Source organism: Halorhabdus amylolytica (assembly GCF_004944975.1).
GTDB lineage: Archaea > Halobacteriota > Halobacteria > Halobacteriales > Haloarculaceae > Halorhabdus > Halorhabdus amylolytica.
Genome location: NZ_SPQG01000003.1, coordinates 383,662 through 409,021, shown reverse-complemented (window position 1 = coordinate 409,021; position 25,360 = coordinate 383,662). Strand labels below are relative to the sequence as shown.

21 protein-coding genes and 1 pseudogene are annotated in these 25,360 nt (G+C 63.3%); 11 read left to right on the top strand and 11 right to left on the bottom strand.

Annotated features, from left to right (window positions below; genetic code table 11):
- Nucleotides 1-402: 402 nt before the first annotated feature.
- Nucleotides 403-2,256, top strand: coding sequence for a PINc/VapC family ATPase (locus E3374_RS06730; protein WP_136688294.1), 1,854 nt, complete (start codon nucleotides 403-405; stop codon nucleotides 2,254-2,256).
- A gap of 91 nt (nucleotides 2,257-2,347) precedes the next feature.
- Here the strand turns inward: E3374_RS06730 and E3374_RS06725 are convergent, their stop codons facing one another.
- Nucleotides 2,348-2,620 (bottom strand): ArsR family transcriptional regulator, encoded by a 273-nt coding sequence (locus E3374_RS06725; protein ID WP_136688293.1) that lies wholly within the window; start codon nucleotides 2,618-2,620, stop codon nucleotides 2,348-2,350.
- A 183-nt stretch (nucleotides 2,621-2,803) separates the two neighbouring features.
- Between E3374_RS06725 and E3374_RS06720 the strand changes: the two genes are divergently transcribed.
- The 7 genes from E3374_RS06720 (at nucleotide 2,804) to E3374_RS06695 (ending at nucleotide 9,751) form a co-directional block, all read left to right on the top strand.
- The gene (locus E3374_RS06720) at nucleotides 2,804-3,103 is read left to right on the top strand and encodes an EMC6-like membrane protein (protein ID WP_136688292.1); all 300 of its coding nucleotides are present in this window, start codon (nucleotides 2,804-2,806) and stop codon (nucleotides 3,101-3,103) included.
- Nucleotides 3,104-3,121: 18 nt separating this feature from the next.
- Nucleotides 3,122-4,954, top strand: coding sequence for a ribosome biogenesis/translation initiation ATPase RLI (locus E3374_RS06715; protein ID WP_136688291.1), 1,833 nt, complete (start codon nucleotides 3,122-3,124; stop codon nucleotides 4,952-4,954).
- Nucleotides 4,955-5,068: 114 nt separating this feature from the next.
- Nucleotides 5,069-5,218 carry a hypothetical protein gene (locus E3374_RS17120; RefSeq protein ID WP_169051792.1) on the top strand — a complete coding sequence of 50 codons (150 nt, stop codon included), beginning with the start codon at nucleotides 5,069-5,071 and terminating at the stop codon, nucleotides 5,216-5,218.
- A gap of 1 nt (nucleotide 5,219) precedes the next feature.
- A complete protein-coding gene (locus tag E3374_RS06710) occupies nucleotides 5,220-5,816 on the top strand; it encodes a stage II sporulation protein M (RefSeq protein ID WP_136688290.1) in 597 nt (198 codons plus the stop codon).
- A gap of 147 nt (nucleotides 5,817-5,963) precedes the next feature.
- Nucleotides 5,964-6,734: a PHP domain-containing protein gene (locus E3374_RS06705; RefSeq protein ID WP_136688289.1), complete on the top strand. Its 771-nt coding sequence runs from the start codon at nucleotides 5,964-5,966 to the stop codon at nucleotides 6,732-6,734.
- Between the two features lie 234 nt (nucleotides 6,735-6,968).
- Nucleotides 6,969-8,663, top strand: a complete 1,695-nt coding sequence (locus E3374_RS06700; RefSeq protein WP_136688288.1) for an L-lactate permease — start codon at nucleotides 6,969-6,971, stop codon at nucleotides 8,661-8,663.
- A gap of 260 nt (nucleotides 8,664-8,923) precedes the next feature.
- Nucleotides 8,924-9,751, top strand: coding sequence for a molybdopterin synthase (locus E3374_RS06695; RefSeq protein ID WP_136688287.1), 828 nt, complete (start codon nucleotides 8,924-8,926; stop codon nucleotides 9,749-9,751).
- A gap of 102 nt (nucleotides 9,752-9,853) precedes the next feature.
- Here the strand turns inward: E3374_RS06695 and E3374_RS06690 are convergent, their stop codons facing one another.
- From E3374_RS06690 to E3374_RS06675, 4 genes are read right to left on the bottom strand one after another with little or no spacing between them, the layout of a single operon-like run.
- Entirely contained in the window at nucleotides 9,854-10,585 is a 732-nt protein-coding gene (locus E3374_RS06690) for a molecular chaperone TorD family protein (RefSeq protein ID WP_211194923.1), read from the bottom strand.
- Nucleotides 10,586-10,590: 5 nt separating this feature from the next.
- On the bottom strand, nucleotides 10,591-13,893 hold the full coding sequence (locus E3374_RS06685) for a molybdopterin-dependent oxidoreductase (protein ID WP_136688286.1): 3,303 nt from the start codon (nucleotides 13,891-13,893) through the stop codon (nucleotides 10,591-10,593).
- The gene (nrfD, locus tag E3374_RS06680) at nucleotides 13,893-15,161 is read right to left on the bottom strand and encodes an NrfD/PsrC family molybdoenzyme membrane anchor subunit (RefSeq protein WP_136688285.1); all 1,269 of its coding nucleotides are present in this window, start codon (nucleotides 15,159-15,161) and stop codon (nucleotides 13,893-13,895) included. Before nrfD ends, E3374_RS06685 begins: the two co-directional genes overlap by 1 nt.
- A 3-nt stretch (nucleotides 15,162-15,164) precedes the next feature.
- The gene (locus E3374_RS06675; protein ID WP_394347452.1) at nucleotides 15,165-16,205 is read right to left on the bottom strand and encodes a 4Fe-4S dicluster domain-containing protein; all 1,041 of its coding nucleotides are present in this window, start codon (nucleotides 16,203-16,205) and stop codon (nucleotides 15,165-15,167) included.
- 252 nt (nucleotides 16,206-16,457) lie between these two features.
- Between E3374_RS06675 and E3374_RS06670 the strand changes: the two genes are divergently transcribed.
- Nucleotides 16,458-18,278, top strand: coding sequence for a bacterio-opsin activator domain-containing protein (locus tag E3374_RS06670; RefSeq protein ID WP_136688283.1), 1,821 nt, complete (start codon nucleotides 16,458-16,460; stop codon nucleotides 18,276-18,278).
- A 26-nt stretch (nucleotides 18,279-18,304) separates the two neighbouring features.
- On the opposite strand, the gene E3374_RS06665 is transcribed toward E3374_RS06670, so the two are convergent.
- The gene (locus E3374_RS06665) at nucleotides 18,305-18,826 is read right to left on the bottom strand and encodes an archaemetzincin family Zn-dependent metalloprotease (protein WP_136688282.1); all 522 of its coding nucleotides are present in this window, start codon (nucleotides 18,824-18,826) and stop codon (nucleotides 18,305-18,307) included.
- 121 nt (nucleotides 18,827-18,947) lie between these two features.
- On the opposite strand from E3374_RS06665, the gene E3374_RS06660 reads away from it, so the two are divergent.
- Both E3374_RS06660 and npdG read left to right on the top strand, forming a co-directional pair.
- A complete protein-coding gene (locus tag E3374_RS06660; RefSeq protein WP_136688281.1) occupies nucleotides 18,948-19,823 on the top strand; it encodes a TIGR01548 family HAD-type hydrolase in 876 nt (291 codons plus the stop codon).
- A 112-nt stretch (nucleotides 19,824-19,935) separates the two neighbouring features.
- A complete protein-coding gene (gene npdG / locus E3374_RS06655; protein ID WP_136688280.1) occupies nucleotides 19,936-20,604 on the top strand; it encodes an NADPH-dependent F420 reductase in 669 nt (222 codons plus the stop codon).
- A 45-nt stretch (nucleotides 20,605-20,649) separates the two neighbouring features.
- Here npdG and E3374_RS06650 read toward each other — a convergent pair whose 3' ends face one another.
- The 5 genes and pseudogenes from E3374_RS06650 to E3374_RS06630 all read right to left on the bottom strand — a co-directional run.
- Entirely contained in the window at nucleotides 20,650-20,916 is a 267-nt protein-coding gene (locus E3374_RS06650) for a thioredoxin family protein (RefSeq protein ID WP_136688279.1), read from the bottom strand.
- Nucleotides 20,917-21,175: 259 nt separating this feature from the next.
- Nucleotides 21,176-21,685: a hypothetical protein gene (locus E3374_RS06645; protein ID WP_136688278.1), complete on the bottom strand. Its 510-nt coding sequence runs from the start codon at nucleotides 21,683-21,685 to the stop codon at nucleotides 21,176-21,178.
- Nucleotides 21,678-22,664, bottom strand: a complete 987-nt coding sequence (locus E3374_RS06640; protein ID WP_169051791.1) for a signal peptidase I — start codon at nucleotides 22,662-22,664, stop codon at nucleotides 21,678-21,680. Before E3374_RS06640 ends, E3374_RS06645 begins: the two co-directional genes overlap by 8 nt.
- A 68-nt stretch (nucleotides 22,665-22,732) precedes the next feature.
- Nucleotides 22,733-23,365, bottom strand: a complete 633-nt coding sequence (locus E3374_RS06635; protein WP_136688276.1) for a CoxS/CutS family dehydrogenase iron-sulfur subunit — start codon at nucleotides 23,363-23,365, stop codon at nucleotides 22,733-22,735.
- 542 nt (nucleotides 23,366-23,907) lie between these two features.
- A pseudogene (locus tag E3374_RS06630) lies at nucleotides 23,908-25,360 on the bottom strand (hypothetical protein); the annotation flags it as partial.

Genomic DNA, 25,360 nt, shown 5'->3' with positions numbered 1-25,360 from the left:
GTCGACCATCAGTCGTCGGGAACATGTCGACGAGCGTCTCGCCCGCAATGAGTGCGTCTGGTGACGACATGATCGGTGTTACGACACGCCGGCTTATCGTTCCACCTGTTTCAGAACGGGTACCGTCGCCCCCGTTCTCGTTTCTCTCAACGACTTTTCTATCAGTGTCGTCGAGTTCGAGTGCAGGACCACCTCGCTGACCTACGTAACGTCGGACAGTCGTTACTCCTCTATCCGCGAGTGGATGCTCGTCGTCGAGATCGACGCGAGTGACGTCGAACAGTCGTTTCTCCTCGACACGACTGGGTAGCCCCGGGATTTGTCCGAGAGCGATGGGAAGGAGTAGCCGGGGTATCCGCCAGGATGCTGGCGTTTATCACCGCCGGGACCCCATCGTTCGATATGAACATCGTACCGGACACGAGCGTGATCATCGACGGTCGCGTGTCCGAGCGCGTCGTCGAGGGCGAGTTCGCCGACGCGACGGTTTCGGTCCCTGAGGCGGTCGTCGGTGAACTCGAGGCCCAGGCCAACGAGGGTCGACAGACCGGCTGGGACGGTCTCGGGGAATTAAAGCGGCTGGCTGACCTGGCCGACGAAGGGCGCATCGATGTCGAGTACGTCGGTCGTCGCCCCGAAGCCTCCGAGAAACACGCAGCCCAGGAGGGCGATGTCGACGCGCTGATCAGAGATCTCGCAGCCGATCACGGCGCCACGCTCGTGACTAGCGACGTCGTCCAGAGCGAGGTCGCACGTGCAAAGGGATTGGATGTTGTCTTCATCGAACCCGTCGGGCGGGACGTCGAGGCACTCGATATCGCCGAGTTCTTCGACGAGACGACGATGAGTGTCCACCTCAAGGTCGGCGCGAAGCCGATGGCCAAACGAGGTGCCATCGGAGATATGCATTACGAAGCGATCCGGAACGAACCCTCGACGGAGGACCAGCTCAAGGAGTATGCTCACGACATCGAGGAGAGCGCCCGCGCCAGTCCGGATGGGTTCATCGAGATTGACGAACCCGGCATGACTATCGTCCAGTTCCGGGAGTACCGTATCGCGATCGCCAGACCGCCCTTCGCGGATGCCCTGGAGATCACGGCCGTCCGACCGATCGTCCAGACCGAACTCGACGATTACGAGTACGCCGACGAGTTGCGCGAGCGTTTGCTCGAACGCCAGCGCGGTGTCCTCATCTCGGGGGCACCCGGCGCCGGCAAATCGACGTTCGCGCAGGCCGTCGGAGAGTTCCTCGCGGAGTCGGACTTCTCGGTCAAGACCATGGAGAAGCCGCGGGACCTCCAGGTCGGCCCGCACATCACCCAGTATACCGAACTCGCGGGTTCAATGGAGCGGACCGCAGACTCGCTGCTCATGGTCCGGCCGGACTACACCATCTACGACGAAGTTCGGAAGACCGACGACTTCGAAGTCTTCGCGGACATGCGTCTGGCGGGCGTCGGGATGATCGGCGTCGTCCACGCGACGCGGGCCATCGACGCCCTTCAGCGACTCGTCGGCCGGGTAGAACTGGGCATGATCCCGCAGGTCGTCGACACCGTCGTCTACATCGAAGCCGGCGAGATCGAGACGGTCTACGACGTAAACACGGAGGTGAAGGTCCCCGAGGGCCTGATGGAGGAGGACCTCGCGCGGCCGGTGATCGTCATAGAGGACTTCGAAACGGGGGTCCCGGAGTACGAGATCTACACGTTCAACCGCCAGGTCGTGACGGTCCCCCTCGGAGATTCCGACGGTGATCGGGAGAGCGGGGTCGATCGCATCGCCCGCCAGGAGGTCGAACGCGAGATCCGTTCGATCGCCAGCGGCCACGTCGAGGTCGAGGTCCGGGGGCGCGATCGGGCGGTCGTCTGGGTCGAGGATCGGGACATCTCACAGGTCATCGGCAAGGGCGGCGGCCGGATCAGCGACGTCGAGAACCGCCTGGGCATCGACATCGATGTCCGGACGCTGGACGAACGCGAGGGCGGCCGATCCGGCTCGTCGGGATCGAGCGGCGGTGGCGGGATCGACGCGGGTCGGAGCGTCACGCCCGAGATTACCTCCCGACACGTCGTGGTGCCCGCCGAAGGGCTGGCGGGCGAGACCGTGGAAGTTCGCGCCGACAACGAGTACCTCTTCACTGCGACGGTGTCCCGCGGCGGCGAGGTGCAGGTCTCCCGCGGCAGCGCGATCGCCGAGGAACTCGAACGGGCGATCGATCACGGTCGGCAGATCACTGTCGTTCCGGCGTGAAACGAGTGTCCGGTTCTCGGATGCTCTTTCGTGCGGTCGAGATGGAACTGATACGGGAAAACTGCCAAGAGAGAAGGAGTGCCAGAACGGATCAATCGGAGACGGCTTGATCCTGTTTTTCGGAGGCGTCCTCGGTGGTGAGTTCGTAGAGGTTCTGTCGCGCGTCGGCGAAGTAGACGTCCTCGGAAACCACGTCCACCTCTTCGAGTCGTTCGAGGGCGTATCGGACCGTCCGGGCCGAGAGCATCGATTCCTCGACGATCCCCTTCTGGGTCAGCGGTCCCTTGTACTCGAGAACCTTGTAGACGAGTTTCGCGCTCGGCGGGAGGTCTTCGATTCCCTCTTCCTCCTCGGTTTCTGCCATCGATGCGTACTCGGGGCGCCGCCCGTATAAAGATTGAGGAGTCGAGTCGACCGACTGGCCCTTCGAGACGATCGTCAACCGCACACGTTCGAGTTCAGGGAGTCGAACGGGACGCCAACTCGATACGAGGGTCACAGAGAGGGGAACGAACGCCTTTTTAGCCCCGGTGGCTCACCTTGTGGTATGGCTACGGAAACGACGCGCCAGCTGACCGGCCACCTCAGGAGCGTGGTGGTCACGGGCCTGACGACGGTCCTGGGCATGGGCGCGGGAATCACCGCGACCGTCCTCGAACTGGGCCCGGGTTCGACGACGGCGCTGGGCGTCCTCGCTGCGGCGATCCTCGTCCAGTTCCCGATCCTGCAGGTCGTCGGCGTTGACGTCGGGGAGTTCTCGACAAAAGACTATCTCTACATCGGATTCATGACGTTCTCTCTATGGTTCGTCACCTGGAGCATCCTGTTGACGACCGCGCCGGCCTGACCCCCGGAGGTTCCATTCATGGCAGATGATTCAATAGCCGTTGTCGACCTCGATCGCTGTCAGCCCGACCGCTGTAACTACGAGTGTGCGAACTTCTGTCCGCCCAACCGGACGGGCAAGGAGTGTATCGTCACCCGCGAGGAGCACTACGAAGAGGGTGAACCCTTCGACGGGAGTAAAGACCAGGTCTGGATCAGCGAGGAGATCTGTCTGGGTGAATCCTGTGGCATCTGTGTCGAGAAGTGTCCCTTCGACGCCATCGAGATCATCAACCTGCCCCAGGAACTCGAGGACGACCCGGTCCATCGCTACGGCGAGAACGCCTTCGCACTCTATGGATTGCCGGCCCCAGCTGAAGGCCGGGTGACTGGTATCCTCGGTCCGAACGGCATCGGGAAGACGACCGCCGTCCACATCCTCGCCGACGAACTGACGCCCAACCTCGGCCAGTTCGGCGACTCGCCCGAATGGGAGGCGGTCCTCGACGAATATCGTGGGACAGCACTGCAGGACTATCTCGAGTCGCTACTCGATGGGGACGTGTCGGTCGCGCGCAAGCCTCAGTACGTCGACCGGATCCCCGACCAGTTCGACGGAACGACCCGCGATCTGCTGGCAGAGACCGACGAACGCGGCGTCCTTGACGAGTTGATCGAGCGAGTCGGGATCGGCCCTGTTGTGGACCAGGACATCGACACGCTCTCGGGCGGGGAGCTCCAGCGGGTCGCTCTCGTCGCAGCATTGGCACGGGACGCGGACTTCTACTTCCTCGACGAAGTCTCGCCGTACCTCGACATCGGGCAGCGGATGACCGCTGCCAGACTGATTCGGGAACTCGCCGAGGAGGGAGACCGCTCGGTGCTCGTCGTCGAGCACGACCTCGCCATTCTGGACCTGCTGGCCGACGCGATCCACGTCGGGTACGGTCGGCCGGGTGCCTTTGGTGTTATCACCGATCCCAAGTCCGTCAAGAGCGGGATCAACGAATATCTCGCGGGATATCTGGAGAACGAGAACATGCGGATCCGCGAGGCGGCCATCGAGTTCGAGGAGCACGCTCCGCGGTCGGTCAGCGCGGGCGACGTGGTGATCGAGTATCCCGAAATCGAGAAAAGCTACGGTGAGGACGAGTTCTCGCTGGCCGTCGAATCGGGACAGATCCGCGAGAGCGAAGTGCTCGGCGTCGTCGGTCCCAACGGGATCGGGAAGTCCACGTTCGCGAAACTGCTGGCCGGTCGCCTCGAACCGGACGCGGGGGAAATCGACGCCGACCTCGATATATCCTACAAACCCCAGTACGTCGAGGTCGACCAGCCGATGCGCGTCGACGCCTTCCTCGGGTCGATCGCCGACGACTTCGGGACCTCTTACTGGAACACGGAGATCGCCCAGCCCCTCCAGCTGGAGGGGATCATGGAACAGCAACTCACGGACCTTTCGGGCGGCGAGCGCCAGCGCGTCGCGATCGCGGCGTGTCTCTCCCGGGAAGCCGACCTCTACCTGCTGGACGAACCTAGCGCCCATCTCGACGTCGAGCAGCGTGTCTTGGCGACCAGCGCCATTCGCCGCTACGCCGAGAACCACGACGCGACGGCGATGGTCATCGACCACGACATCTACATGATCGACCTGCTGGCCGATCGCCTGCTGGTCTTCGATGGCGAGCCCGCTGTCTCCGGTCACGCCAGTACGCCCAAGTCGATGCGCGACGGGATGAACGACTTCCTGGGTAACCTCGACATCACCTTCAGGCGGGACGAACGCACCTCCCGCCCTCGGATTAACAAGCCCGGAAGCCGTCTGGATCGCGAACAGAAGGACGCGGGCGAGTACTACTACGCGCCCGAGTAACCATGAGCCACCCCTTCCGTGGCTTTGCCGCGGCCGATCGCTCTCACAGTGCTGGCAGCTTTTTGCCTTCAGTGAAATGAAAGATTTATCTCGCGTTGGTGAAATTCTCCTCCTATGGCTGGAATGTCACTCGGACAGAAGACGATCGCGATTTTCGTGACGGTGTTTCTGAACGTCCTGGTGTTCGTTTTCGGTGGGATCCTGGGATTTTTGGTCCTGATTCCGTCGATACTACTCCTGGGGACTCTTCTTGTCCGCTTCTGAGATGGGGTGGAGTGGGCCGTATCGTCGGGCGGTAACAAATCCGTTTCTCCGCGGGATAGCCCCGTATCTCGGACTCTCGACCGTCATATTTACATTCCTGATAGTTCTCGGGATTGCCATCAGATTCAAGCACGCGTCAGCCTCACCGCTTCCGGTCACACCGTCTTCGGCGGCTACTTTCGAAGCCATCGAACTGTCAACTTTGGATCTGTTTGTCCACAACGGCCTCGTTTCACTGCGGGCGATCGGCGGGTTCCTGACGATCGGCGTCGGGACAGTGTACGTACTTGCCATCAACGGACTCACGATCGGGGCCGTCCTCGGCGAGGCGACGATGGCGTTCGGTCCAGTGGTGACCGTCACCTTGATCGCTCCACACGGCGTCTTCGAGATTCCGGCGGTGCTACTCGCCACTGGACTCGGCTTCCGCTGGACACACGTCGTCTGGGCAGTCGCGTCGGGCAAGCGGCGTCGGTATTCGGTCTCCCGTCATGTCCTGCACACGATCGGGTGGCTGGCGATCGTGGCTGCGTTGCTCGCCATCGCCGCCTTCGTCGAGGCCGAGTTGACCGTTCCCCTGGCGCGAATGTTTCCATGACACGTGTTTGACGTCGGTTGCGGACCGGGGACGATCGTCAACCACGCAGCACCACGACTTCGGACGCTCCGTCGTCGTCGTCACTCAATCTGTTCGGTTCCGAGCGGAACGAAACCCGCAAGTCCGTGCTCGCCGAACACGCTGTCAATGCACGATTATCACGTGCACACGACCTACTCTGACGGTGACCTCCTGCCGCGGATGGTGGCCGCGGCCGAGGACGCCGGCCTGGACGGCGTCGGGTTCGCCGATCACTGCAACGTCTTCGAGACGGAGGGCGCTCGCGCCTACCGCGACGCGTTCGGGTTCAATCTCGACCTCACTTACGAGCGTCGCCGCGGCGCGATCGAACGGTGGCGAGACCGGACTGACCTCCGGATCTACGACGGCGTCGAGATGGACTATCACCCGGATTACGAGGGCGATATCAGGGAGTTCCTCGCGGACGCGAACTTTCAGTACGCCATCGGCAGCGTCCACGCCGTCGACGGCGCGAACGTTCACGACCGGGAGCACTTCGGGGGGCTTTCGACGGCCGAACGGGAGGCTGCCGTCGAGACGTACGTCGATCGGGTGTGTTCGTTGATCGATTCGGAACTGTTCGACGTGGCCGCTCACATCGATCTCGTCGAACGTAATCCAGCACTCCGCGGGTTGATGGCCGACGATCACTACCGTCGGATCACCGACGGGTTGTCCGGGTCCGATACTGTCCCGGAGATCAACGCTGGACGTGTCCTCGAAGACTACGGCGAGTTCCATCCTCGTGATCCATTTGTGGAGACGCTTCTCGATGCGGGCGTCGGATTCACGATAGGTTCGGATGCCCACGAACCGGGTGTTTTGATCGACAGCGTCGATCGGCTGGAAGACGTCGTCGCGGAACGAGGCTTGCCGGTCGTCGAATTAGACCTCTAGATCAGTTGTTTCCCGAGGAGACCTCTAGATCAGTTGTTTCCCGAGGCGTTCTTCCCGCGCAGACGCCCGAGGCACGTCGCTGGTTGTCGATCAGTCCTTCCATCCGGTGAGCGCCAAGATGTGAAGCCGCGCGTGCTCGACGGGTGGACTCGTCGCACGACGATGGCGATCGATCGGCACAGATCTCGGATAGAACCAAGTAACTATTATTTGGGGCTCTACCAGTAGGGACACATGACGAGCGTAGCGATCTTGGCGCTGGCGGCGAGCGTACCGATCGCGGTGGCGTTCGCCCTGCTCGTGGGATTGCGATGGTCGGCGGCCCGGTCGATGGGCGTCGGCTGGGTAATCGCCACGGTTCTCGGGTTGACGTTGTGGCGCATGGAACCGACCTGGTGGGCCGCATCGGCGTTGACCGGTGCCCTGGAAGCGATGAATATCGTCCTGATCGTTTTCGGCGCGATCCTCCTGATGAACTACCTGGAAGTCAGCGGCGCGATCGGCACGATCCGGTGGTACTTCCGCGGGATCGCCCGGGACCGTCGCGTGCAGTTGCTGCTGATCGGGCTGGGTTTCGAGACGATCATCGAGGGTGTGGCCGGGTTCGGGACGCCCGGCGCGCTGGCCGCGCCGCTTTTCATCGGCCTCGGCTTCCCGCCGCTCGGGGCGGCAGTTTTCGGCCTGTTCTTCAACGCTCCGAACCCGCAATTCGGGGCCGCCGGGACGCCGATCATCGGGGGCGTCGAGAGCGGGATGGGAGAGAGTGTCCTGGTCGGGATCGATGTCGTCTCGTTCCAGCAACTGGTCTCGGCCTGGAGCGGCGTCATCACCGGGTTGACGTTCACGTTCTGGGGTGTGCTCGGGGTCTTCCTGCTCATCTACTGGTTCGGGGACGAGGCTGAGCGCTCGCTCCGGGGTGCCGCTCGGTCGACGGCACCGATCGCGCCGTTCGCGCTCGCCCTCGGCGTGCTGGCCGGCGTGATCCAGTGGGCGGTCGCGTGGTTCATCGGGCCGGCACTGCCGGACATCGCTGCGGGGTTCGTCGTCCTCGGAGTCGGGATCGTCATGGCCGATCGGGACGTACTCGTTCCCGAAACAGCCTGGGAGTTCCCCGATCGCGAGACGTGGTCGGCGACCTGGCTCGGCGGGCTGAGTCTCACCTCCATGGACACAGACGAACCGACCAAGGAGATGCCGGTGTGGCTGGCCTGGACGCCGTATCTCGTGGTGGGGTTGTTCCTGCTGGTGACGCGTTGGCCGACGCTGGATCTCGTCGCGACGCTACAGGGATTCACTGTCGGAATCGACAGCGTGCTCGGAACGAGCCAGTCGTGGTCGTTGCGGTACCTCTATCTGCCGGGGACGATGCCGTTCATCCCCGTCGCGATCGGTACGGGATTGCTCTATCGTCTCGACAGTCGGGAGACGCTCGGTGCCTGGATGGAGTCGGCCCGCCAGATCGCGCCGGCGGCACTGACGCTGATCGTCGCGGTTTCGCTGACCCGTATTATGATCGAGTCCGCAACCAATCCAGCGGAGTTCGTCGGCATGATGGAAGCACTGTCGATCGTACTGGCCCAGGGGGCCGGCGGAGCACTCCCGTTCGTTTCCCCCTGGATCGGCGCGCTGGGCACGTTCGTCACCGGATCGAACACGACCTCCGATATCCTGTTCAACACGTTGCAGTACAACGCCGCGGCGGAAGTCGGCATTTCGAAAGGTCTGGTCGTCGCGATCCAGAACGTCGGCGGCGGCGTCGGCAACATGGTCTCGGTGCTCAACATCGCCGCGATCTGTGGGGTCGTCGGCATCACCGGCCGCGAGGGCGACATCCTCCGGAAAGTGCTCGTTCCGACCGTGATCTTCGCCCTTTTCACCGGAACGGTCGGGATGCTCCTGGTGTACGTGGTCGCCCCCGGCGTGTTCTGACCGGAACGACTGTGCCTTCCCAGCCTGCCGATGTGACATTCCTCCCCGCCGTGAACGAAGAGGGAGTACAGCCCCCTCAGGCAGACGATGCAAAGCGCCGTCGACGGCGGGATTCGCTCCTCGAAAAAGACGGGTGATCACAGCGAGCCAGAGTGGCAGTCTGGCCTCGGCCGGGTTGATGTCCCCCGTTTATCCGCTGGGTACGGTTCCGGCACCCGTCCGACGACACCTACAAACCGATCAGGGCCTACCGTCGGCGTATGCAGGTCATCGCAGTGACCGGCCCTTCGGAGGTGGGCAAGACCACGCTCGTCGAGACCCTCGTCGAGCGGTTGTGCGAGCGAGGAACTGTGGGGACGGTCAAGCATATCGACTGCGAACCGTCGATCGACACGGCGGGGAAAGACACGGATCGTCACCGTGGGGCCGGTGCCGTCAGGACGCATGGGATCGCGGACGGAACGTGGTTCGCAACCGGGGAGTCACGCACGCTGTGGGACGCACTCGAGGACCTCTCGGTCGACTGTGAGTACGCCATCGTCGAGGGGTACGCCGACCTCGACCTCCCACAGATCGTCCTCGGAGATGGGGACGGGGAGGGGGCTCTGCTCGGGGCACCGAATGCCGATGCGGTTCCCGTCGAGGAGGCGATCGAGGCGATCGAGTCCGTCGAACCCTACGAGTCGCTGTCGTCGCTGATCGCGTCGGTCGAGCGCTCGGCCGAGGCAGACCAGGCGGGTGCGGTCGCAACGTTCACCGGACGGGTTCGCCGACGGGACGATCCCGGGGACGAACCGACCGAATACCTCAAGTTCGAGTCCTACGACGATGTCGCGAGCGAACAGATGGAGACGATCCGAACGGACCTGGAGGATCGTGACGGCGTCTTCGACGTCCGACTCCACCATCGGACGGGTCTCGTCGAGGCGGGCGAGGACGTCGTCCACGTGGTCGTGCTCGCGGGACACCGCAAGGAAGCCTTCAGGGCCGTCGAGGACGGAATCGATCGCCTCAAGGACGAAGTCCCGCTGTTCAAGAAGGAAGTCACTGTCTCCGAGGAGTTCTGGGCCCACGAACGGAGCAGGTAGGGGTGTCGCTGGTCGGAACACTCGCCGTCGTTCCGGAGTGAGATAACACGGGTTCGTGACTTCGGACGGCGTTACGACGTGACGGTTCGACTCCGGCATGGATCAGTTCGTTACCAGCCCTTCGTTGCGGTCCCAGGTGATGAACTGCTGAGCGAACGTCGCCAGTTCGGCGAACAGACCTTCGACAGCATCCTCCCGAAGGACCGCTTGCTGGAACGATTCGAGCCAGTCGAGGCGACCGAGAGCTTCGCGCTGGCTCGCACGGATCGCCGACAGCTCTTCAGAGGCGCTGCTGTCGGGATCACGGGCCAGCAGTTCGGCCTCGCGCGCGCAGAGCGCAGACATGAATTCGAAGGATACCGCGAGATGGTCGGGAACGCCGTCGCCACGCTCCGGTTCGAATCCGGTGGCGGCATGAGCTTTTGCGCCAGCGGCGGCGGGATCACCGAGGAACTCGCCGGCTGCACCTTCCTCGTGATACGGCGAGTCCGACTCGAATGATTCGCTGGGATCGTCGGCGTGGGCTGACGCGAACGGCGGGACGTAGTGTGGCCCCGGGACGGCGAAGAGGTTGTCGTAACCGATCCGGAGTGCCTCGCGGTCGAGGTCGGTTCGGTCGAGTGTGTCAGTCCCGACGTTTGCCGCGAGGGCATCCGCAAGACGGACGAACGCACTGTCCTCGAGGGCGGCGGCAAGTGTCTCCACGTCGCCGTCGAAGACCGCCGCCAGGAGCCCGTAGACCTCGGCCCGACCACGAGCCACGGCAACCGCTTCGGACTCCTCGTCCAGATCGATTCGTGGGGTCTCCGTCTCGTGTGGGGTAGTTTCCGTCACGGGAATCACCGCCGTCGGACTTCGACGAAGGCGTCGTATTGGGCGTTACTGCCACCGATGAGGTCCGAGAGACCGGTGTCTTCGAGGGCGTCGTCCAGCGGCTGAACGTGATTGATCGCGAAGCCGGCATCGCGTCCCTTCGCCAGGCCGGCCTCCTCGGTCATGGGCTCGTCGAACTGGTAGGGTGTATGTCCGTCCTCGTCGACCGGCCCGCGGGTCTCGCCGTCGATCGTCTCGGCGGTCGCCCCATCGCCGGTTCGGCCCCAGCCCCACATCGCGCCGACGACACCCGGACGGATGCCGCTCGTGACCATCGCGGTTCCCTCGACGGTCCGGCGACCCGCGTCGATCTCGATCGGATCACCGTTCTCGACGTCGCGTGTTTCGGCGTCCCGCGGGTTGATCCACAGCGGGTTCTCCGGGCGCGTTTCCCTGAGCCACGGGCTGTTCTGGGTCCGGTGCATCCCCTGAGTTCGTGGCTTCCAGTTGATGAGCCGAAGCGGTCGCTCGCGGTCGTCCTCGCTCGCGACGGCCGCCTGGACGTCGCCGTTGTAGTGTTCGACGTCGGCGACCTTCGGCAGGGGGTCGAAGCGGTCGCCGGTGTAGGAGTGTTTCCCGTTCGGGACGACCTCGCTGTAGAAGTCCACGCGCGAGCCGAGTTTGTACCGCATATGCTCGCCGTCGTAGGCGTTGCTGTCGTCGAACCGCTCGGCGTAGTCGTATTCGTGGCCGTGCTCGGCGAAGCGATCGGCATAGTTCTCGACGGGTTCCTCGAAGCGCCCGCCGCGGTTGAGCACGGTGACGACCTTGCGCCACTCCTCGTCCGTGACGGCTCCTCGCCAGGCGTCGATGTCGAACGCGTCGCCGAGCCCCTTCTCGTGGCTCGCCCGGAACGCAGCGAGTTCGTCGTCGTCCGCGTCGGGGACCGGATCACGATCGTCGGCGATGTTCGCGGCGAGTTTCAGGTAGAAGTCCTCAGCCTGATCGAGTTTCCAGCGGTTACCGTCGGCGTCCGGGATCGCGTCCTCGCCGACGCCGGGGAGGTCCATGCGTTTCCACATGTCGATGAGGACGTCCTCGAACGGACGGGCATCGGGCACGACGTTGACTGCGGGTTGGCTGAGTTTCTCGTCGGCCAGGCGCTTGTTCGGGTAGGTGCCGAAGTTCTCAAAGCGTTCCAGATAGGTCGGCTCGGGCAGGATGTAGTCGGCGTACTTGCTGGTCTCGCCGATCACCGTGTCGGAAGCGACGATCAGCGGGATCGTCTCCTCGTCCTGGAGGATCGGCGGGATCTGATCGCCGCCCGCGACTGCCATGACGTGGTTGTTCGAGTACGGCCGGATGAACAGCGCCTCGATCCCGTAGGGATACTCGTCGGCTGCGCTGCCGTACAGTTCCTGGGTCGCCTGTGGCGGCGCGACCGGGAACCAGGGTCGTTTCGCGGGGTACCCGTCGTCGCGCTCGAACAACGAGGTGTCCTCGTAGTTGATACCACCGCGCAGAATCGGGATCCCCCACGGCGCGTTGGCGTCAGGGACCGTCCCGAGTTCGTAACGGCCGGACATCGTGCTGTACCCGGCATAAGGCGTGATCTGGCCCCCCTTCCAGTCGTAGTTGCCGATGAGGTGCTGGAGCGTCGCGATCGCCCGCGTGTTGTGGAAGCCGTTTCCGTGTTTCGCCGGGCCGCGGTAGGCCATGATGGCCGCGCGCTTGCCGTGGCTGGTGAACTCGTCGGCGATGTCCGCGATTGTCTCGGTCTCGACGCCGGCCATCTCGGCGTACTCATCGAGGGTGTACTCGAAGACGCGATCGCGGTACTGGCTCCAGACGCTCTCGACGCGCGTCCCGTCGATCGTCTCTTCGACGTCCAGGACGGCCGTCTCGACCTCGCTCGCGGGACGGGGTTCGCCAGTTTCGGCGTCGATGACGACAAAATCGTCGGCCGTCTCGGCGTCCGCCTCGACGAGTCCGAGTTCGGCGGCTCGCGCCTTCGGACCAGCTTCCTCGTCGACGCATACGAGATGGGTGGCATCGCTCCAGGTCGGTTCGTCGTCGGCGTGAGCGGCGTCCTGGGCGGGGTTCTGGAGATATTCGACGTCGTAGCGGTCGTTGTCGATGATCCAGTGCGCCATCCCGAGCGCGAGCGCTCCGTCCGCGCCCGGTTCGACCGGAACCCACGTCTCGGCCTTCTCGGCGGTCTTCGAGAGCCGAGGGTCGACCACGTCCATGCGCATGCCGTCCTCGATGGCGTTGGTCAACTTCGGGGCGAGCCAGGTCGGGCCCTTGTTGGCGACCATCGGATTCGTCCCCCAGACGAGGAGGTACTCGGTGTTCTCGATGTCGGGGTACTGTCGTTTCTTCTTGGCGTCGTGTGAGCGGACGTTGCCCATGACGCTCGAAAACCCGCAGGTTCCGGCGTGGTGCGTGCTGTTGATCGAGCCCAGGCCCTGCTGCCAGAGCCGCGCGCGGATGAAGTTGCGTCGGAACCCACCCACGTCGACGATCTGGTTGGCCTTCGGGCCGAGATCGGGGTGATCGGTGTCGATAAGGTCATCGCTCCACTTCTCGTCGAAGGCGGCCTTGTCCATCTCGTCAGACTTGACGGCCTCCCAGTCGCTCATCACCTCGTCCTGGGGGGCATATCCCCACATCTCTCGAAGTCCGGGATGGTCGAGTTCGTCGTCACCCTCGACGATTTCCTCGATCGCCTGCTCCCAGGAGATCGTCTTCCACTGCTCGGAGCCCCGCGGGCCGACGCGCTTCATCGGCTTGCGCACCCGGTAGCTGTCGAAGGCCGTCTGGATGCCGGCCTGGCCTTTCAGACAGATCCGGCCGCCCGATAGCGACCAGCGGTCGGTGTCGACGTCGCCGCTGCCGGCGACGTCACCCATCGCGATGTCGTTCGGGGCGCTGTCGTAGGGCACCTGCGAGAACGGCTGGGTGTTGAGAAACGAGTAGGGGTTGCCGGCGAGTTTTCGGACCAAGGAACTGTACCCGCCCGTCCCGCTCTCGTCGGCGAGTCGGACCTTGATCGGACAGAAGGTGTTACACTGTCCGCAGGTCGTGTGGATCACGTCCTCGGCACCGTACTCGCCGTAGTCGTCGCCGACGTAGTGCTGCTGGCTGTCGGTCCAGAGGTCTTCAGTGTCGACATCGATCGTCGCGGCACTCGCTGCGCCGATCAGGCCGATGCTGCCGACTGCTTTCACGAGGTCGCGCCGGGTTAGTGACGGTCCACCTTCGGACGCTCTGTCGTCGCTGTCTGTGTCCGATGCGTCTGTCTCCGTGCTATCGCTATCCGTGGACATCAGTGATCACCTCGATCGAGTGGCGTCAGGGGAAGCAGTTCCGCGCCGATCGTGTACAACAGGAGGCCGACAGCGATCATACCGATACTCGTCGCCCACTCCACGAGAGAGGGGAAGTACGAGCCGTGGGGAAGACCCTCCATGACGGGGAGAATTTGGGCCGGGACGACGATGTTGAACCGGACGGCGATGATTCCGATGACGACGCTCAGACCCGCCAGGACCATCAGCCACGGCGTCTCGCGCCATTCGCGTTTCGAGAGCATCACGAGCGGGAACAGCCATCCCATCCCGACCATGAACCACCAGAACGACCAGGACATCTCTCCGAAGAGAATGACCGCCCAGGTTTCGACCTCGTGGGGATGGAGGCTGGCGATGGCGATCAGCATCTCGATGCCCGTCAGCGCCGCGTCGACGACGATGAAGGCAGCCAGCAGGACGGCGAGTCGGTTCAGCAAGTCCCGATCGACGGGCTCGTCGTCGAAGAGTTTCGTCCGGAGGACGTATAGCATCATCACCAGTGCCGTCCCCGAGAGGACCGCCGACACGACGAAGATCACGGGGAAGAGACCGCTGTTCCAGTACGGCCGGGCCTTCGAGACGGCAAAGAGGATGCCGGTCCCGCCGTGGACGAGGAAGATCGCCAGCGGAATCCCAACGATTCCAGCCCGCGTGAGCCACTTGCGGTCGGTCACTCGGGAGGCTTCGCTGGTCGATCGACGACCGAGCGTCAGCAGACCGCTCAGACCGGCGCGGAGTCCGGAACCGCGTTCGGCGACGCGAGCGAGGTCGATCCGCATCGAGAAGTACAGTTCGGTGACGAGCACGGCGATGTAGGCGACGTAGGCGTGGACCTCCCAGGAGAGTGCGGAGGTGAGCTGTCGCCAGATGAAGGGGAAGTACATCCGGTCCATCCGGCCGAGGTCGACCCAGACGAACATGAGCGCGACCACCATGCTGATGATCGCCGCGAAAAGGGCGTCGCGGTCGACCCGGTGCATCCCGGAGACACCGAAGACGTTCGCGAGCGTACTCACCAGAAACGCACCCGCCGAGAGACCGACGAAGTAGATGTAGAAGGCGACCCACGCGCCCCAGGGGGTCGTACTCGTGAGGTTCGTACTCGTCATGCCTTCGGTGATCCGGAGGATCATTGCGGCCCCACCGATCAGTAGCAGGACGGCGAGGGCGGCGTACCAGACCACGCGCAGGCGGTTGTCGGTGAATCCCGGCTCGAACTCGAAGTGTGTGGTATCTGTCGCCATGGGTTATTTGAGGTAGTAGACGTTCGGGTCGGTCCCCTCGCTCTCCTTGAGCTGGAACGATCGCGTCGAGTCGGCCATCTCGGCGACGTCGCTGTCGGGATCGTTCAGATCGCCCATATTCCGGGCGTCCCCGACACAGGTCTCGACGCAGGCCGGTTCCTCGCCGCGTTCGAGCCGGTGGGTGCAGAAACTGCACTTCCGGACGTTACCGATCGGTGACTCACCGTCCTGGCGTTTGCCGCGATCGACGCCGTACTCGGGGCTGGTTATCTCGCCGGCCCCCTCGACCTCGTCGTCGTAATTCTCTCCGAAGTCGAAGTAGCGCGCGCCGTACGGACACGCGATCATACAGTACCGGCACCCGATACAGCGGTCGTAATCGATGTTGACGACACCGTTGTCCATCTTGTAGGTCGCACTGACGGGACAGACCTGGACACACGGTGGTTCCTCGCATTGCATACACGGCCGCGGCACGTTCGTCCGGGTGACGTTCGGGAACTCGCCGTGTTCCTCCTCCATGACGACGTTGTAGGAGACGCCCGGCGGGGTGCGGTTCTCGGCCTTGCAGGCGACTGTACAGGAGTCACACCCGACGCACTTCTGGAGGTCGATGACCATTCCCCAGCGCGTCCGGTTTCCGTCTGTGGCCGCGTCCATCTCATCAGCGCTTGCGGCGTCGATCTCGCAGGCGACTGACTCGATCGAGCCGACGGTACAGGAAAGCGAGTCGGCCGTCCCGGCGTCGATCGTCTGATCTGTACTCTGGATCGACGGGTTGGGCGTCTCTCGATAGGCGTCGCCGAACTCACGTTCGGCGGCCGCGTCGTATTTCTCCCAGTAAGCCTCGGCAGAAATGTCGCCTCGGGAGACGCGCTTTGCGTCCTCGGCCATCGCGATCCCCAGTTCAGTGTCGTGATCGGTTTTCGCGAGTTCCTCGCGTGGATCGGCCCGTTCTATCTCGACCATCGCGTCCATCGCTGCAGTCTCGACCGCGGGGACGCCCGGCTGCACATCGTCGTTCGAGCTACTCATCGCTTTCACCCGCCCGATTTCTCGGATAACCCCTCGCTCCGACAGTGGCTCGGATCATCACGTAGACGTACGGAGGACACCCCTGAGAGCGCAGTCCCAATACTGTTTGCCCCCGCGTCCGGGACCGAATACCCGGTATAACCACCCACCCAATACTCTTTGGCCGACCCGATCGCGGTCCGGTTCAGGGTTGCTTCGAGCGCGGCTCAGTGGACAACGGCATCCTTGAGATATATACGCCGTGACGCTCGAATACGTGCCATGAATCTCGTCATCCTCGCCTCCATCGTCCTGCGCGTTCTCGGCGTGGGGTACTCGCTGGTGTTGCTCTACCGGTCCAACGACCGTCGGTTCGGGTTCCTGACGGTCATGCTCTCGTTGATGGCGACACGACAGATCCTTTCCGCGCAGGGCTCGACCGATCCCATCGAGGAACTCCCCGGGCTGGTCGTGAGTATCCTTGCGGTGCTCACTGTCTACTATCTCTCGAGTTACGTCGTCGAGGAACAACGCATCACCGAGCGCCTGCGCGGATTCCAGAAGGCGATCGAACACGCCGGTCACGCCATCTTTCTGACGGACATCGACGGCACGATCGAGTATGCCAATCCAGCCGTCGCAGACGTGACGGGTCACGATCCGGACGAAGTCGTCGGGGAGAACCCGCGACTGTGGAAGTCGGGCGAGCACGACGAGGACTTCTACGCCGGGATGTGGGAGACGATCGCCTCGGGATCGATCTGGGAGGGAGAGATCATCAATCGCCGGAAGTCCGGCGACCTCTGCTGGGTCGACATGACAATCGCCCCGATCACCGGCGAGGGCGGTGCGGTCGAACGGTACGTCGCCGTCGAGCGCGACGTCACCGAGCGCAAGGAACGCGAGGTTCGCATCGCCGAACAGAACGACCGGCTCGAACGGCTCAACAACACGAACGAGGTATTACGCGACGTCAACCGCGAGCTCGTCGCGGCCACGTCCCGCCAGGAGATCGAGCGCTCGCTGTGTGATCGGTTCGCCCGATCGCCGCTGTTCGGGGCGGCGTGGGTCGGCGAGCCCCGACTCGTCGACGACAGCGTCAACGTCCGCACTCGCGCCGGGATCGACGAGGGCGCACTCGATGCACGGCTCGAGGAGACGGACAACTACCGGCGAGTGATCGACGACGTCCTCGACCGTGGCGAGCCGGCATTTGTCGACGCTGACGCGTCGCGGCTCGACGATCCGCTGGACGCAGTGGCGGTTATGATCCCGTTATCGTATCAGGACGCCGATTATGGCGTGCTCGTCGTCGAATCGGCGACCGAGGACGCCTTCGAGACGATCGACCGCGGGTTGTTCGCCGAACTCGGCTCGACCGTGGGCGACGCGATCAACGCTGCGGAGAGTCGACGGACGCTCGCGGCCGACGAGGTCACGGAACTGGAGTTCCTCGTCGACGGCGCTTCGGACCCGCTGGTCACGCTCTCGGCGGAACTGGAGTGTTCGGTCGAACTGGAACACCTGGCGGGTGTCCACGGGGATACTGTGGCGTACGTCTCCATCACGGGAGTCGACGAATCAGCCGTCTCGGCATATTTCGAAGGGGACGAGCACAACGGAAACGGGCGATCGCTGTGTGAGTACGACGATCGCTGTCTCGTTCGACTCGTCGTCGGCGAGTCGGCGATCGTCCCGACCCTGGCCCGATACGGCGCGACGGTGACGGCCGTTTCGGTGACCGGCGGTCACGGCCGAATCCGGGCGGACGTTTCCCGGTCGAACGACATCCGTTCGGTCGTCGAGGCCGTCCAGGCCGCTCATCCCGAACTCGATCTCCTCGCCCAGCGCGAGCAGGAACGTGGGTCCGAGTCGGAGACGGAGTTCCGGTCGTCCTTCGAAGAGTCACTCACTGATCGACAGCTCGAGGCAGCCAGGACGGCGTACTTCGCGGGCTTCTTCGAGTGGCCCCGGGAGACCAGCGGCGAAGAAGTCGCCGCGATCATGGACATCACCCAGTCGACGTTCACCCAGCACCTGCGGACGGCCCAGCGGAAACTGTTCGCGGCCGTCTTCGAGGAGAGCGTGACTGCCAGCAAGTGACGGCCGCCCGGAGTGACCGAACGCGATCACAGAACAGTCCGCTGACAGCTCCCACAGAGCGTCTGTTCCTTGACGTCGACCTCGCGAACCCTCGGCGAGAAATTCATGACACACCGCTTGTTGTCGCAGTGTTCGAGTCCGAGAGTGTGGCCGATCTCGTGGACGACTTCCTTGCGGACGCGTTCGGCGAACACTTCCGTGGCGGATTTGTTCGAGATGCCTCCATCGGAGGACGTCTGGAGACGATGCGTCGAAATGACACTCCCGTTGCCGTCGAGATAGGCCAACCCGAACACGTAGTTTCGGCGGCGATAGAACAGATCCTTGTCGGTGATAGCGATGTTTTTGGCGCCGACACCAACCCGTTTGGCGAGATCGATGAACTCCTCGGCGCGGTACTGATCGCGATCGCGATCGTACGCCCCTTCCGGGATCGATTGGGGATCGTGGACGGTCACGTCGCAGTCATAGACAGATCGAAGACCGGCCGAGGCTTCGCGCTTGACCAGGGCGGGGAGATCGCCGACCGGCACGATGTCGACGTGCATGAGACGACATATGGAGTGGGCGTTCATAAAAACCTCGCCCGGGGCGTCGCCGTCCGGAAGGGTCTACCACCCGGTCCGAGCCGCAATTGGCTTGACGGGTCGGACCGTTCGACCGATAGATATGGAGATCGACGCGGTCGTACTCGACGTCGACGGGGTGGTGGTGGATGTCGCCGACTCCTATCGGCGTGCAGTCGTCGAGACGGTGGCGCGAGTCTACGACGAAACCGTCTCGAAGGCGGTGCTCCAGCCGTTCAAGGATGCCGGCGGTTTCAACAACGACTGGGATCTGACCGACGCCGTCGCGCTGTACGTCCTGGCCCGCGATGCGGGACTGGACTGTGGCGTCGAGGCGTTCACCGATCGCGTCGCCAGGTCCGGTGGGGGTTTCAGCGGGGCCCGGTCGGTGGTCGATGATGCGCTCTCCGCGGACGCCCGCGAACGGGTTCACGCAACTCTCGATCGCGAGTACAACCGCGAGGTGTTCCAGCAACTGTACCTTGGCAGCGACCGATACCGGGAGATCGAGGGAGAGGAACCCACGCTCGACGAACCCGGTTTCATCGAGGCCGAACCGATACTGATCGAGCCGGCCACTGTCGACGCACTTCGTGCGCGCTTCGCTATCGGCGTCGTGACCGGTCGACCGGCGCCAGAGGCCGACATCGCCCTCCGGCGGGCCGGGCTGTCGATTCCTGACGAACATCGCTTCACCATGGACGACTGGGGGGGTGCCAAACCGGATCCTGATGCGCTGGTGACGCTTGCCGAACGCTTCGGGGCCAACACGGTCGCGTTTGCCGGCGATACGCTCGACGATGTCCGAACGGTGGTCAACGCCGGAGAGGCCGATCCCGACCGGACATATTACGGGATCGGTGTGCTGACCGGCGGACTCACAGGTCAAGAGGGGCGCAAGAAGTTCGAACGCGCTGGTGCTGACGCCGTCGTCAAGTCGGTCAACGAACTGCCCGAACTGCTCGAACCCCGGAAGTGAACCGGTCGACACGACCGGGTGAGTCCGGTTTTCCGATACCGAGTGGTGTTTGCCAGACTAGCCGGTTGCCAATACCGTAGAGGCTTAAGACGCTCCGTTACAACGGACCCACATGCGGATCGCTATCCTGGGCGGAACGGGCGACATCGGCGAGGGTCTGGCCCTCCGGTGGGCCTTTCACGCAGACCACGAGATCGTGATCGGATCGCGCGAGAGTGACCGCGCGGTGACGAAAGCCCGAGAGTACGAGACTGAACTTTCGAGCCGCGGGGTCGACGTAACCATCGACGGGTTGGAGAATCCCGACGCGACAGCCACGGCCGACGTCGTTATCGCGGCGGTGCCGGCCTACCATCTGGTCGATACTATCGAGTCCGTGGCGGAGTCACTGACAGCGGGAACAGTGCTCGTGAGTCCGGCAGTCGGGATGCGACACGACGAGGCCGGGATGCACTACAACCGACCGGGGGCCGGCAGCGTCACCGCCCTGGCCGCCGACGTCACACCGGAAGACGTCCCCGTGGTCGGAGGATTTCACAACCTCGCAGCCGGGCGACTGGCGAACCTCGACGTCGACCTGTCGATGGACGTCCTTCTGGTCGGCGAGGACGATGACGCCCTGGAAACGGTCGCGGCACTGACCGACGCGATCGACGGTCTCCGACCGCTCGAGGCGGGGCCGATCGACAATGCCGCAGAAGTCGAATCTCTGACGCCGCTTTTGATCAACCTCGCGGAGTACAACGAGGGACTCCACGACGTCGGCGTCCGCTTCGAGTGACAACGTCGAAAAACGAACTCGAGCGGAGGCTTCTTCGAGTGCCGTTCAGGCGGAGGCTTCTTCGAGTGCCGTTTCGATGTCGTCGGCCTGGGTGACGCCGATAAAGCGCTCGACGATTCCTTCGTCGTTCTCGATGATCAGTGTCGGGAGCGAACGCACCTGATACTCGTTGGCGACATCCTGATTCTCGTCGACGTCTATCTTTTCGAACTCGACATCCGGCCAGTCGGATTCGATATCCTCCAGAATCGGATCTTGTGTCTTGCAGGGACCACACCAGTCGGCCTGGAAATCCTTGAGGGTGACAGTCATGATACCTACCAAACTTTGCCGAGGAGGCGAAATAAGCGTTTTCACTACGGCCCTGTTCTCCGTCAGTGAAGACGCCTCGATCACGGGAGTTGCGTGCGGACTCCGCCCACGCGCCGCCCACCCTTCAGAAATCTGTCACGAGGTCCGTCTCGCGTTCGACGGAACCCTGTCGATCGGTGACCGATCCATCGGAAACACGCAGGACCTGGAGTCGACGATGCGACCACTTTCGGCGTATAGGCGGGACAGCACGGCGACGTTACCGGTCCCGACCGGTAACGAGGAGGTCGATGCCCCCGGGATCGGTCGGAAGTAACGCCTCGGGTCCGCCGTCGTCGTCGTTGCCCGCTCCGACCCCTCCGTCCTGGTTTTCACTGCTCTCGGTCGGTCGGGTTGACGTGGTATCGGTCGTCGGTGACGTCCCAGACTCGTCCTCAGTAGTACGCTTTTCACCGCCTCGCGTCGGGGTATCGGACGTGTTCGTAAGCGTCGGGGTACCGGACGTGTTCGTAAGCGTCGGAGTGTATGTATCATCGGTCTCGAGCTCTGCGTCCGGATTTTCGGTTCCGGCGCTCGAAGGGCCGAGAGCGGTTGCCGACGTTGGTGTCGGTGTCGGCGTGTTGGCGGCCTGGTTTCCGGCGATGTTCCCGGAGAGGGAGATCCTGGCGGATTCCGAATCTGTCAGGAAACCGTAGGTACCCATCCCCGTGAGGAACGCAATGCTCATCGTGGCGGCGAGCGCGAGTGCCAGGAGTTTGCGTTCAGTCATCGTCCACGTCACCCCGTGATCGATCTGCGTTCGTGGAGCGCCCGTTCTTTGTTGCCTCGACGACAGTGCTTTCATCCGAAGGGAGGTCGGTTTCGACGGATGGATCAGCCTCGATCGGCCTGTCGACTATCTCGACAGATTCTGTGTCCGTTCCGCCGTCGTGTTCGTCGACGGTCTGTGGTCCTCCCTGTTCGGGCCGGACATCTTCCGTTCCCGTTGGATCCGTCATCGATCCGTCGGTCCCGCCGAAGACGAGCAGACCTGCCCCAAGCAGGAAGGCCGCAGCCACGGCACCGACTGCTCCAAGTGCCCACGTTTCGACTGTCGCGTAAGCGACCCAGATGCTGTAGGCGAGAAAAGCGAACAGCACTGCGACCCCGACTCTGAGTTCCTCGACAGAGAACGTGATCGCGTCGTCAGCAGTGTCCACCTCGCTTCCGGGGGCTGTCTGTCCGTCATCCCCGTTCGGTGGATCCACCTCTGATCTCGTCGCGTCAATGACGTTCCAGAGTTCGTTCACGACGAACAGACCGATCGGAACGACACCGAGGAGGAGGAATCCGGTCTGCGTGCTGGAGAACATGATCACCCGACCGATCTCGGGGATTACCAGCAGAGAGCCACCGATCGTCACTACCTTACCGACGAGTTGACTCGGCTCGACCAGATCCGGATCGGGATCCTCGTTGTTGTCCCCGGCGGTCCGGAAGGCGACGCTACCGTCGCTGTCGACAACGTCGACAACACGATGCGTGGTCGGCCGGGACTCGCCGCCACGTCGGAAGGTGATGACATCACCGACCTGAACGTCCCCAGCCTGAACGCTCCCGACGACGATCACGTCTCCCGGTCCGATCGCCGGTGACATGCTCCCCGAGAGGACGACGTAACTTCGGTCGCCGCCGACCAGTTGCGGGAACGCGTAGACGATGAACGGCAGTACCACGACGACGAGGACGACGACCGCGAGTACGCTCACGATCCGACGCCACGGAATCTCTCGAGGGTCTGGAGACGAGTCGTCTGCGGTCGGCTCCTCCTTGTCCGTCACGGTGAACACCCCGGGGTCGGAACGAACGGGTTCGAATCCCCGTCGTTGTGTCGACACTGTTGACCGAGGAACTCCAGACTGAATCCAGTCGCGAACTCGCCCCGGAACTCTTCATCGAGTATCCAGGACAGTTCGAGACAGAGCCGACCACCCTCCTCGAGACAGTGCTGCTCCGTCGTCTCCGGCCGCCCGTCGAGTACGATCCCATCGACGATATCGTCGGCAAACTCGGTGAAGGACTCCCCGGAAGCGACGACACTGCTCTCCTGTCCATCCTCGCAACCGACGTACGAGAGTGTCATCCCGAGTGCCTCCGAGAGCGCGTCGTCCCCGAGGCAGGTGGCCCGCATCCACGGGTAGACTGGATTTTCTTCGTTGACGAGCGTGACGGTTCGATTCCCGGATCTCGCGTCCGCTGACAGTGTCACGTCGATCGTCCCTGCTCGTGACTCGCCACTTTCGCCATCCGTTTCGACCCGGAGGTCGACTGCCCCGGCACTGACAGTCCCGCCAGGTACCGTGACATCGTCCTGGACTATTGCGCCGCTGGTTGCGCCGACCACCCCGCTACCGCCGACGGCGGCGATTCCGGCGAGTACCTCACGTCTGCTCAACTCCCGATCACCCATTACGATCACCCCTTCCCCCGAAGGACGGGCGGCGGTTCCCGACGGCCGCCCGTATGGTAACTCTGAACATACATCCATCCATCATAAATCTTTGAACGTCCTCCTTTGTTGCCGGTAATTGACCGGACTCTCTCTGTCGCCACGTTCGGGCGGCAGTTCCCGACAGTTCCGGACGGTATCTGAACGACGGGGCCGTTCCTCCAGCCGGTAATTCGACGTTTCGTTCCCGAAGACGGTGCGCCCACATTCGTCCTCCTATCGTTCGACGAGTCCGAGTGTGGCGCCACAGATAGTCGATCGCCTCCCCGCTCGTGCGTGACGTCCAATGAACGAGGAAACTGCATAGCACGTATCTATCCGTGTCTCTCGGAGGAGATCGCGTCTCCGGACGCTCGAAGGCGCCCGTATTCGACCGCCGCTGTTGATCGCTTCGTTGGTTCATCGTTGTGCTTCACCCGAGACACCATGTGGCCCAGGATGATCGACATCGCTCCGGTCGGCAATCTCGACCCTCTGCCTGGGTGGGCCGACAGCACCACCCGCTACCAGCTGACGGTCGTCGCCCCGTCACCGTTGACAGTCACGGTAGCCGAGCCCGTGTTCGGGCTTGCCACGCTGTCGTATTCGAGGACGATCGTCTCTCCACTGCTCAACGTGTGTGTGCCGTCGAGGTCGAGTGTCGCCCGTTGACCGCCGTTGTCCACAGACGAACCGCCGATCGACCCGCTCACGTCGGTCCCATCGAGCGTCAGCGTCTGGATAGAGCCCAGGAACCCACCGGTATGTTCGGGTCCGGAGCCACCGTAATCGATCTGTATCTCCGATAGCGACTCGCCATCGTCCTCGTTGCCGATAGTGATTTCCGCGCGGTGGGATCCTGGATCACTACTGTCAGTAACTGACAACGTGACGCTCTGTGTGACAGTCTCGTCGTCCTCCTCGGTCGTCTCGGGAGTCATCCCGCTCCCGTCGTTGTGGCGGCACTGTTCGGTGTAGAACCCGAGATCGAAGACCGCCGAGTCAGTCTGGATCTCGTTGCCGTGGTCGATCGGCAACCACCACGCGAACCCGAAGTAATAGGTCGACGAGTTCGGGTAGCATGTCCGGTCCGGCGTCGTCGGGTCGGCGTCGAGCGGGATGCCGAGGTCGCTGGAGAGTTCATCGAGTACCTCACGCAGGCTACCGGACGCGAGGAGTGACGCTTCCGCGTCGAGCGTAATGTTAGTGGGTTCCACCACGTCGTGTGGCGAGAGGATCATCTCCTCGTTCTCACGGACGTTGTCGCCGTCGTCGTACCAGACGGCGACCTGGATCTCGTCGAGCAACTCGACGATGGGGTCCTCGACACCGTCTTTCGAGACGACGTTTCCGTCCGCATCGAGGGTCTGGTCCTCGTCCGTGTCTTTCCGTTCCGGTTCCGTGAGACCGTTCTCGTTCGCTTCCAGCAGATCGCCGGTCAGCCAGAGGTACCCAGGGTTGTTGTGGAGGTGCGTGCTGAAGGTCACTTCGCCGAAGTCGCCCGGTTTGACGTCTTCGAGTGCGATCACCGGGCGTTCGAGGTCGTTCGGCACGTCCGCGAACTGATCGTGAAACGCTTCTTCGACTTCTTCCGGCGACAACGATGGGTTCTGGGTTGCGATCTGCTGACGAGTGAGGATCACGTCCTGAATGCCGTCGTCGTCCTCGTCAGGTACCGCTTCGATGGCGGTATTGTCCAGGAAGTCGTCCATCGCGTCGTCCGGGACAGCCACGGTCGGGGCCTCAAACGTCGGAAAGCCGACGTAGCCCTCAGGCACCGCATCCGGATCTCCACCCGTGCGCACGATGTCGAAGTCGTCGACACTGTCACCGTCGAGATCCTCGTCGAACTCATCGCCACCAAAGTCGTCCGTCCGGTCGTTGTCGAGTTCATCCGCGTCGTCGTAGTAGTGTTCCTCCCAGTCCACCTGTAAATCGAGCGCACCCGCGGCGATCGTATTGCCTTCGTAGGTCTCT